Here is a 15,013-nt window from a genome sequence, read left to right on the forward strand (position 1 = left end):
GACGGGACTTTGCCGGCCTGATGGGCCGTGCGGCAGGGACACGGACAAAGCTGTTTGTCGCCGAAGGTGACGGCTGCAAGGCTGTGTGCCCCATCGCGGAGCGCAGCTATCGCGGTGCGACTGATGTCTTCACCCCCTACGGCTTCAGCGGGTTTGCCGGCACTGGCGATCTTTCTCAACTGCCGGATGCATGGCGGGCCTTCGCGCAGGGGCAGGGGTATGTCGCCGGATACATCATGCAGCACCCGCTCGCGATGCCGGGGCGTCTCGCAGGTGCCTGGCCTGAGATGTCTGATGCAGGCCGGACGCTTTACCGCGTTGATCTGACAGTGGGTGAAGAAGAACGGCTGCGTGCGCTGTCCAGCAAGAAACGGGCACAGCGATTGCGCAAATGGCTTGAGGCGGCATCCATCGAGACGGACCAGGCGCGATTGGCGGAGGCCTTTATGCGCCTTTACCCCGACCTGATGTCTCGCCGGGGTGCGGCGTCCGTCTACCGCTTTTCTGACGATATCCTGCGTGATCTGGTGAGGCTTCCCGATACGGTTCTTGTCGGTGTGTGCGATGCGGCGGGTGAGGTCACGTCGGTCGCACAAATGGGCATCGCGCCAGCCTGCGGTGAATATCTGTTTGTTGCCGCCCGCGAAACGTCGTCTGGCGATGGGGACGGCTTACTGTGGCTGGGGTTGCGCGCGCTCGCGGACCGTGGCGCACCTGCCTGCAATCTGGGCGGCGGGATAACAGAAGGCGACGGGCTGAGTGACTTCAAGCGCCGACTGGGAGGAGAACCGGTCCCCATTCCGGTCTTGCGCCAGATCTTCGATGCGCCTCGCTATCAAGCATTGTGTCAGTCAGCCGGGTGCGACCCGGACAAGACGGATTTTTTTCCGGCCTATTACAGGTGAGCGGTCAGGCCCTGAAGGATGTGATCGTTGAGCGTGTCGGCTTTGAGATCATTCAGGGTGCCGATTAGCCTGGGCGTGATCCCTTGCTCGGCCAATCGGGTGTGTGCTGTGCGCAAGGCGTCCCGATTGCTGGCGCTTGGGGCAACGATGCTCAGGGCCGGCTGGCAGGCAATTTCTGTGACTGTTGCGCCGGGTCGCAACACACCCAGCCGGGTGAGCGCGTCGGTTGCCTTTGCGGCTGTGCACTCAGGTGAGTTGCCGGTCATCTCAACCGTTACAATCTGATGCCCCGGGCGGGCACCAGTGCCGCCGAAGCTGACGCGGTAAGCGCTTGTGGTGGGCTCGAACACATGCAGCAGCCCGGGTTCGACCAGCAGATCATCGCCGTTCACCTCAAGCCAGATAATCGCCAGAGGCAGTTTCTCGATCTGTGTCTTCACACCGGCAAGCGCGCACCACGCCTCCACTGAACTGCCGATGATGAGGGGGCACGCCCAGCGCAGGGACGAGCCATCGGCAAGTTCTGCGGTAGTGCGTGCACCGTCACGTGACAGGTTGGTCAGGTCCGGGATGCGGCTGATGGTAAGGCCAGGCGTTGCCTCCGCGGCAGCCAGCAGCTTTTCGATCAGCTCACCAAAATATCCGCTGGCCGGATAGAAATAGGTGACGGCGCCACGCCCGCGTTCAATGTTGCCCCGGCAACCGGCATTTACGGTGCGTGGATAGAGCAGGGGCGTCCATATCTTCGCGGCAAGGTCGGCGGGAATGCTGCGCCATTTATCCGGGTACAGCTTGGCCGCGAATGGTGCAATCATCCGCGTGTGGAGCGTCAGGCCGTGATTGGCGAGCGAGGCGTCCTCAAGGATGCCTGCCGCCAGATCAGGTGGCGACCCGAGGCCGAGGGTCAGTGCTGACGGCGGGGTGGCGGAGAGAAGGGCTGCTGTCTCGCGTTCCACGGCTGCTGCATCTTCGGTGCCCAGCATGCGGGGCAGGGGCGTCAGGTCGAGGGACGCTGTGAAATCATCGGCGAGGACGCCCGCATAGATCATTTTGGGAGACGCGGTCGAGGTGATCTCAAGACCGATGCGGTCTTCAAGGAAGCGGCGGATATGGGGTGCGAACGGCCTGCTGCCCATTCCCGGGCGGTAGGTCTCAAGCGGTGCTTCGCCCTCATGGGTGAGGTCGAGCCTGCGGCAACCCATGTCGAGCTGAAAGCCGTTACGCGCCATCGTGGCGAACCCGGCGCCTATGCCGCGCTCCGGCAGAAGCAGTGTGACCGATCTGCCTGCATCCGCTGCCGAGATGGCGGCCACAAGGCAGCCAACGCCGCCGCCGACAACAACGAGATCAGCCTGAATGTCGCGAACGGTGTGTGCTGCCGTCATCTGCGTCTACACCCGGCTGCGGGCGATGAGTTGGAGATAGTCGGCATAGCTGCTTTCGCCGAAGCTTTCGGCAATGGCGACAAGCTGCTCGCGTGAAATGTAGCCGGAGCGATAGGCAATCTCTTCGGGGCAGCCGATCTTAAGGCTCTGGCGTTCTTCAATGGTCTGCACAAATTGCGATGCCTGCAGAAGCGAGTCGTGCGTGCCGGTGTCCAGCCACGCATAGCCGCGGCCGAGAAACTCTACTTTCAGGCGGCCGGCCTTTCGGTAGATCTCGATAAGGCTGGTGATCTCCAGCTCGCCGCGGGCGCTGGGGGTCAGCTCGGCAGCGGCATCGCTCACATCGCCGTCAAAGAAATAGAGGCCCGTGAGCACGTAGTTGGATTTCGGGTTTTGCGGTTTTTCCTCAACGCCAAGCGCATTGCCCTGATCATCGAGCTCGATGACGCCGTAGCGGTGCGGATCGCCGACCCAGTAGGCGAAAACGGTGGCGCCGTCGTTGAGATGCGCTGCATTGAGCAACTGGCCGGACAGGCCCGCGCCGTGGAAGATGTTGTCACCGAGCACGAGGGCGCAGGGGGATCCGTCAAGGAATTCGCGGCCCAAGGTGAAGGCCTGCGCGAGGCCTTCCGGGCGCGCCTGGGTCACGTAGCTCAGGGTCAGGCCCCACTGGCTGCCATCGCCAAGAAGGGCCTTGTAGGCGTCGGCGTCCTCCGGGCGGGTGATGATGAGTATGTCCTTTATGCCCGTCAGCATCAGTGTGCTAAGGGGGTAATAGACCATCGGCTTGTCGTAGACCGGGAGAAGCTGCTTGGATACAGCCTTGGTGACCGGGAAAAGCCTGGTGCCGCTGCCGCCGGCGAGGATGATGCCCTTCATGCACCTTGCCTCATGCCGCTTCTCCCCCTTCGTGCCACTGCCTTGCAGTGCGGTGATTCTGTTGCACAGCATAGGGCCCGCGGGTTGGCCGCGTCACCCGGTGGGCACTCGGAGGTTCGGCAGGGCTCAAGCTTCGCGGTCCAGCAAGGGTGCCCACCAGTGCCGGTTGTCGAGATACCAGGAGACCGTCCGGCGAAGGCCGGTCTCAAATGTGTTTCGCGGCTGCCAACCCAGATCCCGGCGCGCCTTTGTCGCGTCAATTGCATAGCGCGCGTCGTGTCCCGGGCGGTCGGTCACGTGGGTTATGAGGTCGGCATATGACCCGCTGCCACGGGGGCGCATCTCGTCCAGCAGCGCGCAGATGCGATTGGCTATCTCGATGTTGGTGTGTTCCTCGGATGCGCCGATGGCATAGGTTTCGCCCGGTTTGCCGTGTCTTGCCACTGCAAGCAGCGCGTCCACATGATCATCCACAAAAAGCCAGTCGCGCACATTCTCGCCGGTGCCGTACACGGGGATGTCGACGCCCGCGAGCGCGTTTACGATCACCCGCGGGATAAACTTCTCCGGGTACTGATAAGGCCCGTAATTATTGGTGCAATTGCTGACAAGGACCGGCAGGCCGTAGGTGTGATGCCAGGCACGCACCAGATGATCGGCGGAAGCCTTGCTTGCGGAGTAAGGTGAGTTCGGTGCGTAGGGCGTGGTTTCTGAAAACCGGCCCGTCGGGCCAAGGCTGCCGAACACTTCGTCTGTGGAAATCTGGTGCAGGCGGAATGATTGCCGGCGCGTGTCGTCCAGCGTTTCCCAATAGGTGCGCGCCGCCTCCAGCAGGGTGGCGGTGCCTGCAATGTTGGTGTCGATGAAGGCCTGCGGGCCGGTTATCGAGCGGTCCACATGGGTCTCCGCCGCCAGGTTCATGATGATATCCGGTTTAAAGGCGGATATGGCGCCGCTGAGCGACGCGTGATCCCGGATATCGCCCTTGATGAAGCGGTATCGCTGTGTCGTCCGGGGGTCCGGCAGGGAGTGCGTATTGCCCGCATAGGTCAGGGCATCGAAATTGAGGGTCTGCGTCTCACCGTCCGCCACCAGCCGCCGCACAAGAGCTGAGCCGATGAAACCGGCACCGCCGGTGACCATGATTTTCCCAGACGACTCATTCCGCTGACTCATGGCTGGACAATACAGGCCATGGCCCGGCACGCCTATGCCGGCTGTCGGCTTCGGAAGACAGAACGTCTCACTGCACCTCATCGGGTTGTTAGGCCTCGGGCCCGGGCGGAATGTTTGCAGTCACGGCCGGTGAAACACGCCTGAAACAGCTCGCGACACCTCTCGTTTTCGTGAGGTTTCCCGCGCATTTATTGCCTTCCGTCCAAGATGCCATGCAGTGCGTCCGCAACTCCGGCGGGCGCGTTGAATCTTTCTCAGCACAGGGTCAGATCGTTCCCGTCGTCACCGACACGCCCCAACCCTTCCATCCGGGGGCGGACAATCCACACGGGAGTTACCTGATGAACAAGACCCTGATTGCTGCTGCCGCCATCGCCATGGCCGGCATGGCCGCGACCGTCCCGGCGATCGCCGCTGACGAATACAACACCTCTTCCGGCCTGACCGCTGCCGGCGCACCGCTCGGCCTGCATGGCATCGACCCGGTTGCCTTCCTCGACATCGGCAACCGCCAGGAAGGCACGGCCGTGCACACCGCCGTCCATGATGGCGTGGCCTACTACTTCACGTCTGAAGCCAACAAGGACACCTTCGAAGCCAACCCGGCCAAGTACCTGCCGCAGAACGGCGGCTTCTGCACCTTTGGTGTGTCGGTCGGCAAGAAGTTCGACGGCGACCCTGCCTATGCGGATGTGATGGACGGCAAGCTCTACGTCTTCCTGAGCGAGGAAATCTTCAAGGCTTACCAGAAGGACAAGGCCGGCACGATCGCCAAGGCCGAAGCCAACTGGAAGAAGATCCAGAACACCAAGGCCACCGAACTCTAAGGCCGCGTTCCGACGACCATCCGGTCCGGAGGTCTCGGGAGCTAGGGCCTGAGGCCTCCCGCGGGCGTGGCGGTATTGCGGCTTGCCGCAAACCCAGTCCTATCGCTGCGCCCGCATCTTTCTCCCCTTCCTTCCCTAACCACCCTTGATACGAATGGGATCCAGTACAATGCAGATCATCGATCATCTTTCCGTCGGCGTGCCTTCCATCGAAGATGGCGCCAAGTTCTATGACGGCCTGCTTCAGACGCTGGGCGCGAACCGCCTGGCCACGACCGACGGCTTCGCCGCCTATGGGCGTGAGACTGTCGACTTCCTCATCATGCTGCCTTTCAACCAGCAGGCCTATTCCGCAGGAAACGGCACACATATCTGCTTCAAGGCCGACAGCAAGGATCAGGTCAATGCCTTCCACGCTTTCGCGGTGGCGAATGGCGGCACCTGTGAAGGTGAGCCGGGCCCGCGCGACGGGTACCCGAACCCGGACGTCCACACCGCCTATGCGCGTGATCCGTTCGGCAACAAGCTGGAAGTCATCTTCAACGGCTTCGCGGCGTAAGGCACTTCGGTTCCCCGCTGCCGGGGATAAGTGACACGCCCCAAAAAGAAACCCGCCCGCCTGGCTCTCTCCTCCAGGCGGGCGGGTTTTGTTCGTCTACGGCCTTCTTGGCGTGCGGGCTTTACTCAGCGGCGATGCTCCGCGGCGCGGTTGCCTGCTTTGCGGCCGGCTTGGAGGTGAAGACCATGCCCTGGCCGTCCACCTTGCCGTAGCGGAGCATCATCAGATCCTTGGCGTAGTTCTGGTGCAGCTTCCACGGTGTCTTGTCGCCCTGCTTGGGGAACTGTTCCATGGCGCGCTGCACGTAGCCGGACTTGAGGTCGAGCCAGGGTTCGGGGGTCACTTCCTGCGTATTGAAGCTCGGCGTGGCCTGATCGAAGCCGCGCTCGTCCATGTAATTCATCAGACGGCACACATATTCGCAGGTGAGGTCGCATTTCAGCGTCCAGGAGGCATTGGTGTAGCCGAAAGATGAGGCGAGGTTGGGCACGCCCGAATACATGAAGCCCTTATAGGCCATGGTGTCGCTGGCCTGGACCTGCTTGCCGTCGATGGCGACATCCAGCCCGTTCCACGGCAGCAGCTTGAGGCCTGTGGCGGTGACGATGATGTCTGCCTCCAGCTCTTCGCCCGATTTGAGCTTGATGCCGGTTTCGGTGAAGCGCTCAATATGGTCAGTCTTCACCGACGCCTTGCCGGACTTGATGGAGGTGTAGAGATCATCATCCGGCACCAGGCACAGGCGCTGGTCCCACGGGTCGTATGGCGGGGTGAAGTTCTTCTCCACTTCCTCCTTGCCGAGCGAGTCCCGCACCATGCTGAGGAGGTAGTCCTTCACCTTGGCCGGCTTGTTCATGCACATGCGGTAGAAATACATGCCCATCAGCACGTTCTTCCAGCGTGTGATGCCATAGGCCATCTTGGCCGGCAGATATTTGCGCATGGTGTTGGCAAAGGCATCGCTGCCCGGACGGGACACCACATAGGTCGGTGTCCGCTGCAGCATGGTCACATGCTCTGCCTTGTCGGTCATCGATGGCACCAGCGTCATTGCCGTGGCGCCGGAGCCGATCACCACCACCTTCTTGCCGGAGTAGTCGTAGTTCTCCGGCCAGAACTGCGGGTGGATGACGTCGCCCTTGAAGTCGTCGCGGCCTTCGAAATCAGGCGTGAAGGCTTCGTCGTAATTGTAGTAGCCGCCACACATGAAGAGGAAGTTGGCGGTGAAGCGCACTTCTTCCTGCTCAGGCCCGCGCTTGGCGGTGACATGCCACAGGGCATCGTCGGTGGACCAGTTAGCCTTCACCACCTTGTGGGAGAAGCGGATATGCTTGTCGATGCCGTATTCCTGTGCCGTCTCCTTGATGTAGGAGAGGATGGAGGGGCCGTCGGCAATTGCCTTGGGGTTGGTCCACGGTTTGAACGAATAGCCCAGGGTGTACATGTCCGAATCCGAGCGGATGCCGGGATATTTGAACAGGTCCCAGGTGCCGCCCATGGTCTCGCGGCCCTCGAGGATGACGTAGGACTTGCCGGGGCAGTTGGCCTGCAGATGATAGCCAGCGCCGACGCCGGAGAGGCCCGCGCCGATGATCAGCACATCAGTATGTTCCGGCCGGGTGGGGTCGCCGGATGTCACAGCTTGCGGTTGGAAGGTCATTTCACTCACCTGTTCTGGCCTGCCGGTTACAGGCATTGACGTAGGGGATTTGTATTCTTCGGCAAAAGTGAACCGCATTTTTCGGCAACTGACAAGATGTCAGGTGACGTGGTGTCAGTCCCTCTGGCAAGGTGATGACCCCGTCGTGCCTGCCCATGGCGCGTCAAAGAGCCCGGGAATCCGCCTGAAATGGACTCTTTTGATCGCCCGGCGGCCCTGTCAGTATGCGCGCGAAAAAATCATAAGTTTGTTTCCGGGACGGAAAATTGACAGCCATTTCCAGACTTCTCATCGCCAATCGCGGCGAAATCGCTGTGCGCGTCATCCGCAGCGCGGCGGCGCGCGGGCTTTCGACAGTGGCGGTTTATTCGCCGGATGATGCAGGCGCCCTGCACACTCAGCTTGCCGATGAGGCTGTGCAGCTGCCGGGCGCGGGCGTGGCGGCCTATCTTGACCCGGCAGCGCTTGTTGAAGTCGCACGCACCCACAAATGTGACGCGCTGCATCCGGGCTATGGCCTTCTGAGTGAAAGCGCGGACCTGGCGTCGGCGTGTGCGGCGGCCGGCATTGTTTTTGTGGGGCCTGCGCCTGAAACGCTCACGCGCCTGGGCGACAAGGTCGCCGCGCGTGATCTGGCGGTGGCCAACGGCCTGCCGGTGATCGAAGGCTCGCCGGTGCTGGCGGACGTGGCTGATGCACGCAGCTTCCTGGACACGCTGGGTGGCGCGCCCGGCATCTTCAAGGCGGTTGCCGGGGGCGGCGGGCGCGGGATGCGCATCGTTCAGTCTGCGGACGAGGTCGCCGATGCTTTTGCTCAGGCGAGCGCCGAGGCCAAGAGCGCTTTTGGCGATGGCTCTGTCTATATGGAGCGCTATCTGGCGTCTGCGCGCCATATCGAGGTGCAGATCGTCGGGGACGGCACGGATGTCGTGCATCTGTGGGAGCGCGACTGCACCCTGCAGCGCCGCCACCAGAAGCTGATCGAGGTGGCGCCTGCGCCGGCACTCGCGCCGAAAGTTCGGCAGGGCATCCTTGATGCTGCCGTGGCGCTGGGCAAGGCGGGCGGCTATCGCGGCCTTGGGACCATCGAGTTTCTGGTCGATGCCAGCCAGCCGGGCGACACGCAGCCTTTCTTCTTCATCGAGTGCAACCCGCGCATTCAGGTGGAGCACACCATCACCGAGGAAATCACCGGGCTCGACCTTGTTGATGTTCAGCTGCGGCTGGCCTCGGGCGCGCGTCTTGATGCGTGCGGCGTCACGGACCTGCCGGTGCCGCGTGCTTCGGCTATCCAGCTCCGGATCAATACGGAGGTCATGCAGGCGGATGGCAGCGTGCGCCCGGCGGGCGGCACACTCACGCGGTTCGACATGGCCAGCGGTCCGGGCATTCGTGTCGATAGTCATGGTTTTGCCGGCTACGCGACCAACCCGCAATTCGACTCGCTGCTGGCCAAGCTGATCATCCGCCGGGGTGATCAGGACTGGCCGGCGCTCATGCGCCAGGCGCATCGGGCGCTGGGCGAGTGCGCCATCAGCGGCGTTGACACCAACCAGTCTTTCCTGCGGGCCATGCTGGCGGATTCGCGACTTGCCGACTGGGATGTGGATACCCGCTTCATCGAGCGGGAAGGGGCGTCGCTGGTGGAGGCTGCAGCACGGGATGACGGGCTGCTGCGGGTTGCTGACACAGCCGCTGCATCCGCGCCGCAGCACGGGCCTCGCATCGAGGCACCAGACGGCACGGTAGGGGCCGTTGCGCCGCTCCAGGGGCTGCTGGTTTCGGTTCTGGTGACAGACGGCGACGAGGTGACCGCCGGGCAGGAAGTGGCGGTGCTGGAAGCCATGAAGATGCAGCATGGCGTGACCGCGCCGCGGGCGGGCCGGGTGCGGCTTGTTGCTGCGGAGCCAGGCGTGGTGCTGGATGAAGGGGCTGCTGTGCTGTTCATCGAGCCCAGTGACAGTGCAGCGGATGCAGACGCTGTGGTCGCCGAGGTTGACCTTGATCACATTCGGCCGGATTTGCAGGAACTGCTCGACCGTATCGACAAGACCCTCGACCATCAGCGCAAGGCTGCGGTCGAGAAGCGGCACAAGCTCGGCTTCCGCACTGCACGCGAGAACGTGGCGGATCTGTGCGACGACGGGTCGTTCATGGAGTATGGGCAGATGGTGCTGGCCGCCCAGCGCAATCGCCGCGAGCTGGATGACCTGATCGCCAACACGCCGGGCGACGGCATGGTTGCGGGCTTTGGCGCCATCAATGGCGGGACGTTCGACGAGACCACCAGCCGTGCCGCCGTGCTGGCCTATGACTACACCGTGCTGGCCGGCACGCAGGGTTACTTCAATCACAAGAAGACGGACCGCGTGCTGGAGTTGGCCGACAAGTGGCATGTGCCCATCGTCTTCTTTACCGAAGGCGGCGGCGGACGGCCGGGCGACACGGATGTGCGCAATGTTTCGGCGACGGGCCTCGATGTCGAGACTTTCGCCACCTATGCTAAGTCATCCGGTGCCGCGCCGCGCATCGCCATCAACAATGGCCGCTGCTTTGCGGGCAATGCCGTTCTGTTCGGTTGTTCGGACGTGACGATCGCCACCAAGTCCAGCGCCATCGGCATGGGCGGTCCGGCGATGATCGAAGGCGGCGGGCTTGGTGTCTATAAGCCTGACGAAGTCGGCCCCATCGATGTGCAGGCCAATAATGGCGTGGTCGACCTCGTTGCAGATGACGAAGCACACGGCGTGGCGCAGGCCAAGCAGCTATTGTCATACTTTCAGGGTTCGGTTGCGGATTGGACCTGCGCGGACCAGCGGCGGCTGCGGCATGTGGTGCCGGAGGACCGCAAGCGCGTCTATGACATGCGCGACGCGATAGATCTCATCGCCGACGAAGGTTCGGTGTTGGAACTGCGGCGCGGCTATGGTCGCGGGATGATCACGGCGTTTGTGCGTATCGAAGGCAAGCCCTTCGGCCTGTTCGCCAATGACCCGCATCATCTCGGCGGGGCGATTGACGCGGAAGCATCTGAGAAAGCCGGTCGGTTCATGCAGCTGTGTGACGCGTTCGGCATTCCGCTCATCTCCCTGTGTGACACGCCGGGCTTCATGGTGGGGCCGGACCATGAGGAACTGGCGACGGTGCGTCGGGCGTCCTCCATGCTGGTGACCGGTGCGAGCATTTCGGTGCCGCTGTTCATGGTGTGCCTCCGCAAGGGCTACGGGCTTGGGGCGCAGGCGATGGCGGGCGGCAGCTTCACATCGCCGGTGTTCCTCGTCTCCTGGCCGACGGGTGAATATGGCGGCATGGGCCTCGAGGGCGCGGTGCGGCTGGGCTATGCCAAGGAGCTTGCCGCTGCTGAAGGCCCCGAAGCGCGGGACGCGCTCTTTGAGAAGCTGCTTGCCGCCTATTACGAGCATGGCAAGGCGCTGAGCGTTTCGACGCTGCATGAGATCGACGCGGTGATCGACCCGATCGACACGCGCAAATGGATTGTGAACGGCATCCGGACGGTGCCGGTGGATGCCGCGCTGAGAACGCGGCGCCGCAACTTCGTGGACACATGGTAAGGAGGCGACGCCGATGAGTACCCCCACCCAGCAGGAGCTGGACGAGTTCCGCGCCGACGCGCGGGCCTGGTTTGAAGAAAACACCGTTGCCGATCCCGGCTTCATGCTGCCGCTGACCTTCATGGAAGTGGGCACGCAGCAGCAGTTCGACTTCCTGCGTGACTGGCAGAACAAGGTGTGGTCCGCGGGCTATCTCGGTGCGGCGTGGCCGGAAGCCTATGGCGGGCGCGGCATGCATCAGGCGTTCCAGGACATCGCCACCAAGGAGATGGGCCGCGCCAACGGGCCGATCATGCTCAATGCCATCGGCCTCAACTGGGCCGGGCCGCTGATCCTCGACACCGGCACTGAGGAGGAGCGCCTGCGCTATCTTAAGAACATTCTGTCTGCGGAAGATATCTGGTGCCAGGGCTTCTCCGAGCCGGAGCATGGGTCCGACCTAGGCAATGCGCAAACCAAGGCCGTCAGGGACGGCGATGAGTGGGTCATCAACGGGTCGAAAATCTGGACCACCCAGGGCAATTTCGCCAAATACATGATCCTGCTGGCGCGCACTAATCCGGATGCGCCGACAAAGTACAAGGGCCTGTCCTTCTTCCTCGCGCCAATGGGTGCTGAAGGTGTTGAGACGGTGCCGATCCGCAAGTTGACCGGCGAATACGGGTTTACCCAAACCTTCTTCAACAATGCCCGCATTCCGGCGGACTGCCTGATGGGCGAAGAGGGCGAAGGCTGGAAAGTGGCCATGCGGACGCTCGAATATGAGCGGGGTGCCCGCGGCGGCCAGCCCGGCGGCTATGTGATGACCTATCCGGACATTGCCGATGTGGTGGCGCTGGCAAAAACCGCCAAATACAACGGCAAGCCGGCGCTGGATGACCCGATGATCCGCGACGAGATGGTGTCGCTGCTGATGGAGGCGCGCGCCTTGCGGCTGTCGTCCCAGCGCGGGCGTATCCAGCCGCTGGTGCAGGACCGTCCGTTCTCGATCCCGCTGTCTTCCAAGCTTGCCTCGACCGAGTTCATGAAGCGTATGGCGGATTTCGCCACACGGCTTCAGGGCATGCGGGCGGCCTATTATGTGGGCGACGACGATGCGCTTGAGCAGGGCATCTGGCAGCGCGGCTATCTCAACTCGTTCTCGGCCACCATTGGCGGCGGCACCAGCGAGATCCAGCACAACATTATCGGCGAGCATGTGCTCGGACTTCCCAAGTCCTGATTGCGCAGCCCCCCTTCAAAGAGTTCAACAAATGACATTCAACAACAGCGGAAGCATCGGCTTCTCGGAAGAGCAGGCGGAGCTGCTGGAAGTTGCCCAGCGTTTCGCACGGGAAAAATCACCCATCGACAAGGTTCGGGCCCTGATCGATGACGAGACGGGCCATGACCCGGGCGTGTGGGCAGAGTTGGCAGAACTCGGCTGGCTTGCCATCGCGGTGCCCGAAGAGTTCGGCGGCGTTGGTCTCACCATGGCCGAAGTGGTGCCGGTGGTTGAGCAGATGGGTCGCAGCCTCATGGGTGGCCCGTTCGTATCCACCACCATCGCGGCACAGGCGGTGCTCTTCGGCGGCACGGAAGCCCAGAAGAACGACCTGCTTCCCGGCGTCTGCGGCGGAAACCCGGCGACGGTTGCCCTGATGGAAGCCGATGGCAACTGGGACCTCACCGCCGTCACCTGCACGGCCACCCGTGACGGCGATACATTGAAGCTTGAGGGCACGAAGCTTCTGGTGACTGATGCTGCGGTGGCTGAGTGGCTGGCGGTCTCGGTTTCCCTTGAAGGCGAGGCAGCGCTTGTCGTGGTGCCGAAATCAGCGCTGGGGGCCGACGCGCTGACCCGCGAAGTGGTGATCGACGAGACGCGCCGCTCCTACAAGGTGAAGCTTGATGGCGTCACCGTGCCAGCCGCGAACCTCCTGAGCAGTGCGCCGGCGACGCAGACGCTTGCCCACATTGAAATGGTGTCGAGCTTGCTCGCGGCGGCTGAGATGTGCGGCGGCACGGCCAGCTGCATTGACTACACGGTGGACTACCTCAAGACCCGTACCCAGTTCGGCAAGCTGATTGGGTCCTATCAGGCGCTGAAGCATCCGGCGGTGGATGCGCTGCTGGAATATGAAGCCGCGCGGTCGCATCTTTATGCCGCCGCGCACAGCTTCGGCGAACAGGGCGAAGGCGAGATTGCGACGCGCATGGCCAAGGCTCAGGCCGCGACTGCCATGAGCTTTGCGGCCGACCGCGCGATCCAGTTCCATGGCGGTTTCGGCTTCACCTATGATTGTGATGCCCAGCTTTATCGCCGCCGCGCCTTCTGGGGGGATGCGCTGCATGGCGATGCTGCGCATCAGCGCAAGAAGCTAGCGGAGCTGATGTTCTGATCCAGCCAGGCTGACTTGCTCGGCGAAGAGGCCCGCTCCCCAATAGGGGGCGGGCTTTTTCGTGGCCGTATGAGGGCGTTTGGTAAGTCCGCCATTAACCCTTTTCCGTCAGACTTCAGAACGAATTCGCCCCGAAAAAGGCCGGAAACCGGCCGGAGTGTTGGACAGATGGTGCGCCGCAGACAGACCCTGGAACCGCTCAATGCAAAGCTTCTGGCGATGCTCGGGACCGTCGGCCTTGCCGCCTGCTCCTTCTCGCCAGACGTGCCACAATCGCCGGTGGTTCAATCTCCCAAGGCCCAGGCGGAGTTTGTCACTGCGGAGGTGGCACCGGTAAACGCGTCCACTCCCGATGCTCGCTGGTGGCGCCTATACGACAACGCCGAGCTTGACGGCTATGTCGCCCGCGCACTCGAACAGAACAACGACCTCAAGGCGGCGCTGGCCAATCTCGACCGGGTGCTGGCAGCGCTTGGTGAAAGTCGGGCTGACTTTTTTCCGAGCACGGATATTTCGGCGGGTGTGACCTATGAGCGTGACGAGAGGGGCATTGTCACCTCGCCGCGCAATGACGAAGACCTGACCTACAATTCGGGTTTCAGCCTGTCCTACGAGATCGACCTGTTTGGCCGTGTGCGCAATGGCGTCGATGCGGCGCGGGCTGATGCCGAGGCTGCTGCCGCGTCACTTCAGGCGGCCCGCATTACCGTGGCGGGTGAGACGGCGCGGGCTTACGCGGATATCTGCGCTGCCAACCAGCAGATCGCTGTCACAGAAAACACGCTCGACCTGCAGGCCCGGACGGTAGATCTCACGCGTCAGCTGACCGAAGGCGGTCAGGGAACAACGCTCGACATTGCCCGCGCTCGGGTCAACGTAGAGAATACGCGGGCCAGCCTGCCGCGCCTGAGGGCCGCGCGGGAAAATGCGCGCTTCCGCCTTGCGACACTTGTCGGCACACCGCCTGCGGAGATGGTGGAAGCTGCGGCGGAGTGCATGTCTTCCCCCATTGTTGCGTCAACAATCCCGGTGGGCGACGGGGCGGGGCTCATTGCGCGCCGTCCGGACGTGCAGGAAGCAGAAAAAACGCTGGCAGCGTCAGCGGCCCGGGTGGGGGTTGCGACGGCAGAGCTTTATCCGCGCATTACCCTTGGTGGCTCCGTCGACGTGACGGCACTGCAGGTAGCCAGCCTCAAGGAAGACGGTGCAGTCGGGTTCAATTTCGGGCCGCTGATCTCATGGTCGTTTCCGAACCAGACCGCCGCACGGGCCCGTATCCGGGCCGCTGAAGCGACGATGGCCGAGGCGCTGGCCCGGTTTGATCAGGCCGTGCTTGTGGCCTTGCAGGAGACGGAAACGGCGCTGCAGAACTACGCCGCTGAGCTTGAGCGCCAGGCAGCGCTCAAGCAGGCGCGGGATGTTGCTGCCCAGTCGGCCCGGATGGCCCGCGAGCGCTACGAGCTGGGCGCCGATGACTTCATCACCGTGCTCGACGCGGAGCGCACGCTGGCCGAGGCGGACATCACCCTTGCCCAGTCGCAGGCAAGCACGACCCAGTTCCAGATCGAGCTGTTCCGTGCCCTCGGTGGTACGTGGGATGCAGCGGATATCTCAACTGCGGGTATCTAGCTCGCGGCCATAGTTTATTTTTAAAACTGACTAGCAATTC

The 15,013-nt window shown here is 62.9% G+C and carries 11 protein-coding genes; 7 read left to right on the forward strand and 4 right to left on the reverse strand.

The features are described 5' to 3' along the window. The first annotated feature begins 20 nt into the window (after positions 1-20). Complete coding sequence (locus HG718_RS15170) at positions 21-905, forward strand: GNAT family N-acetyltransferase (protein ID WP_160586450.1); 885 nt, start codon at positions 21-23, stop codon at positions 903-905. Here HG718_RS15170 and HG718_RS15175 read toward each other — a convergent pair. From HG718_RS15175 to rfbB, 3 genes are all read right to left on the reverse strand, one after another. Next, positions 896-2,290, reverse strand: coding sequence for a hypothetical protein (locus HG718_RS15175; RefSeq protein WP_160586451.1), 1,395 nt, complete (start codon positions 2,288-2,290; stop codon positions 896-898). The two genes, HG718_RS15170 and HG718_RS15175, sit on opposite strands and share 10 nt — an antisense overlap. Before the next feature lie 6 nt (positions 2,291-2,296). Continuing rightward, positions 2,297-3,169, reverse strand: a complete 873-nt coding sequence (rfbA, locus tag HG718_RS15180) for a glucose-1-phosphate thymidylyltransferase RfbA (protein WP_160586452.1) — start codon at positions 3,167-3,169, stop codon at positions 2,297-2,299. A gap of 126 nt (positions 3,170-3,295) precedes the next feature. Then, entirely contained in the window at positions 3,296-4,312 is a 1,017-nt protein-coding gene (gene rfbB / locus HG718_RS15185; protein ID WP_244617564.1) for a dTDP-glucose 4,6-dehydratase, read from the reverse strand. A 374-nt stretch (positions 4,313-4,686) separates the two neighbouring features. Between rfbB and HG718_RS15190 the strand changes: the two genes are divergently transcribed. Further along, a complete protein-coding gene (locus tag HG718_RS15190; RefSeq protein ID WP_027840228.1) occupies positions 4,687-5,172 on the forward strand; it encodes a YHS domain-containing (seleno)protein in 486 nt (161 codons plus the stop codon). 169 nt (positions 5,173-5,341) lie between these two features. Continuing rightward, positions 5,342-5,731, forward strand: a complete 390-nt coding sequence (locus tag HG718_RS15195) for a VOC family protein (RefSeq protein WP_036263707.1) — start codon at positions 5,342-5,344, stop codon at positions 5,729-5,731. 121 nt (positions 5,732-5,852) lie between these two features. Here the strand turns inward: HG718_RS15195 and HG718_RS15200 are convergent, their stop codons facing one another. Next, positions 5,853-7,391, reverse strand: a complete 1,539-nt coding sequence (locus tag HG718_RS15200) for a flavin-containing monooxygenase (protein ID WP_160586454.1) — start codon at positions 7,389-7,391, stop codon at positions 5,853-5,855. 266 nt (positions 7,392-7,657) lie between these two features. Here HG718_RS15200 and HG718_RS15205 point away from each other — a divergent pair, with 266 nt between their 5' ends. The 4 genes from HG718_RS15205 (at position 7,658) to HG718_RS15220 (ending at position 14,973) form a co-directional block, all read left to right on the forward strand. Beyond that, on the forward strand, positions 7,658-10,963 hold the full coding sequence (locus HG718_RS15205; RefSeq protein ID WP_192928057.1) for a carboxyl transferase domain-containing protein: 3,306 nt from the start codon (positions 7,658-7,660) through the stop codon (positions 10,961-10,963). A 13-nt stretch (positions 10,964-10,976) separates the two neighbouring features. Then, positions 10,977-12,185, forward strand: a complete 1,209-nt coding sequence (locus tag HG718_RS15210; protein ID WP_160586455.1) for an acyl-CoA dehydrogenase family protein — start codon at positions 10,977-10,979, stop codon at positions 12,183-12,185. 31 nt (positions 12,186-12,216) lie between these two features. After that, positions 12,217-13,344: an acyl-CoA dehydrogenase family protein gene (locus HG718_RS15215; RefSeq protein WP_160586456.1), complete on the forward strand. Its 1,128-nt coding sequence runs from the start codon at positions 12,217-12,219 to the stop codon at positions 13,342-13,344. A gap of 168 nt (positions 13,345-13,512) precedes the next feature. Then, positions 13,513-14,973 carry an efflux transporter outer membrane subunit gene (locus HG718_RS15220; RefSeq protein WP_205345612.1) on the forward strand — a complete coding sequence of 487 codons (1,461 nt, stop codon included), beginning with the start codon at positions 13,513-13,515 and terminating at the stop codon, positions 14,971-14,973. The last annotated feature ends 40 nt before the right edge of the window (positions 14,974-15,013 follow it).

Source organism: Pyruvatibacter mobilis, from assembly GCF_012848855.1.
Classification (GTDB): Bacteria; Pseudomonadota; Alphaproteobacteria; order CGMCC-115125; family CGMCC-115125; genus Pyruvatibacter; species Pyruvatibacter mobilis.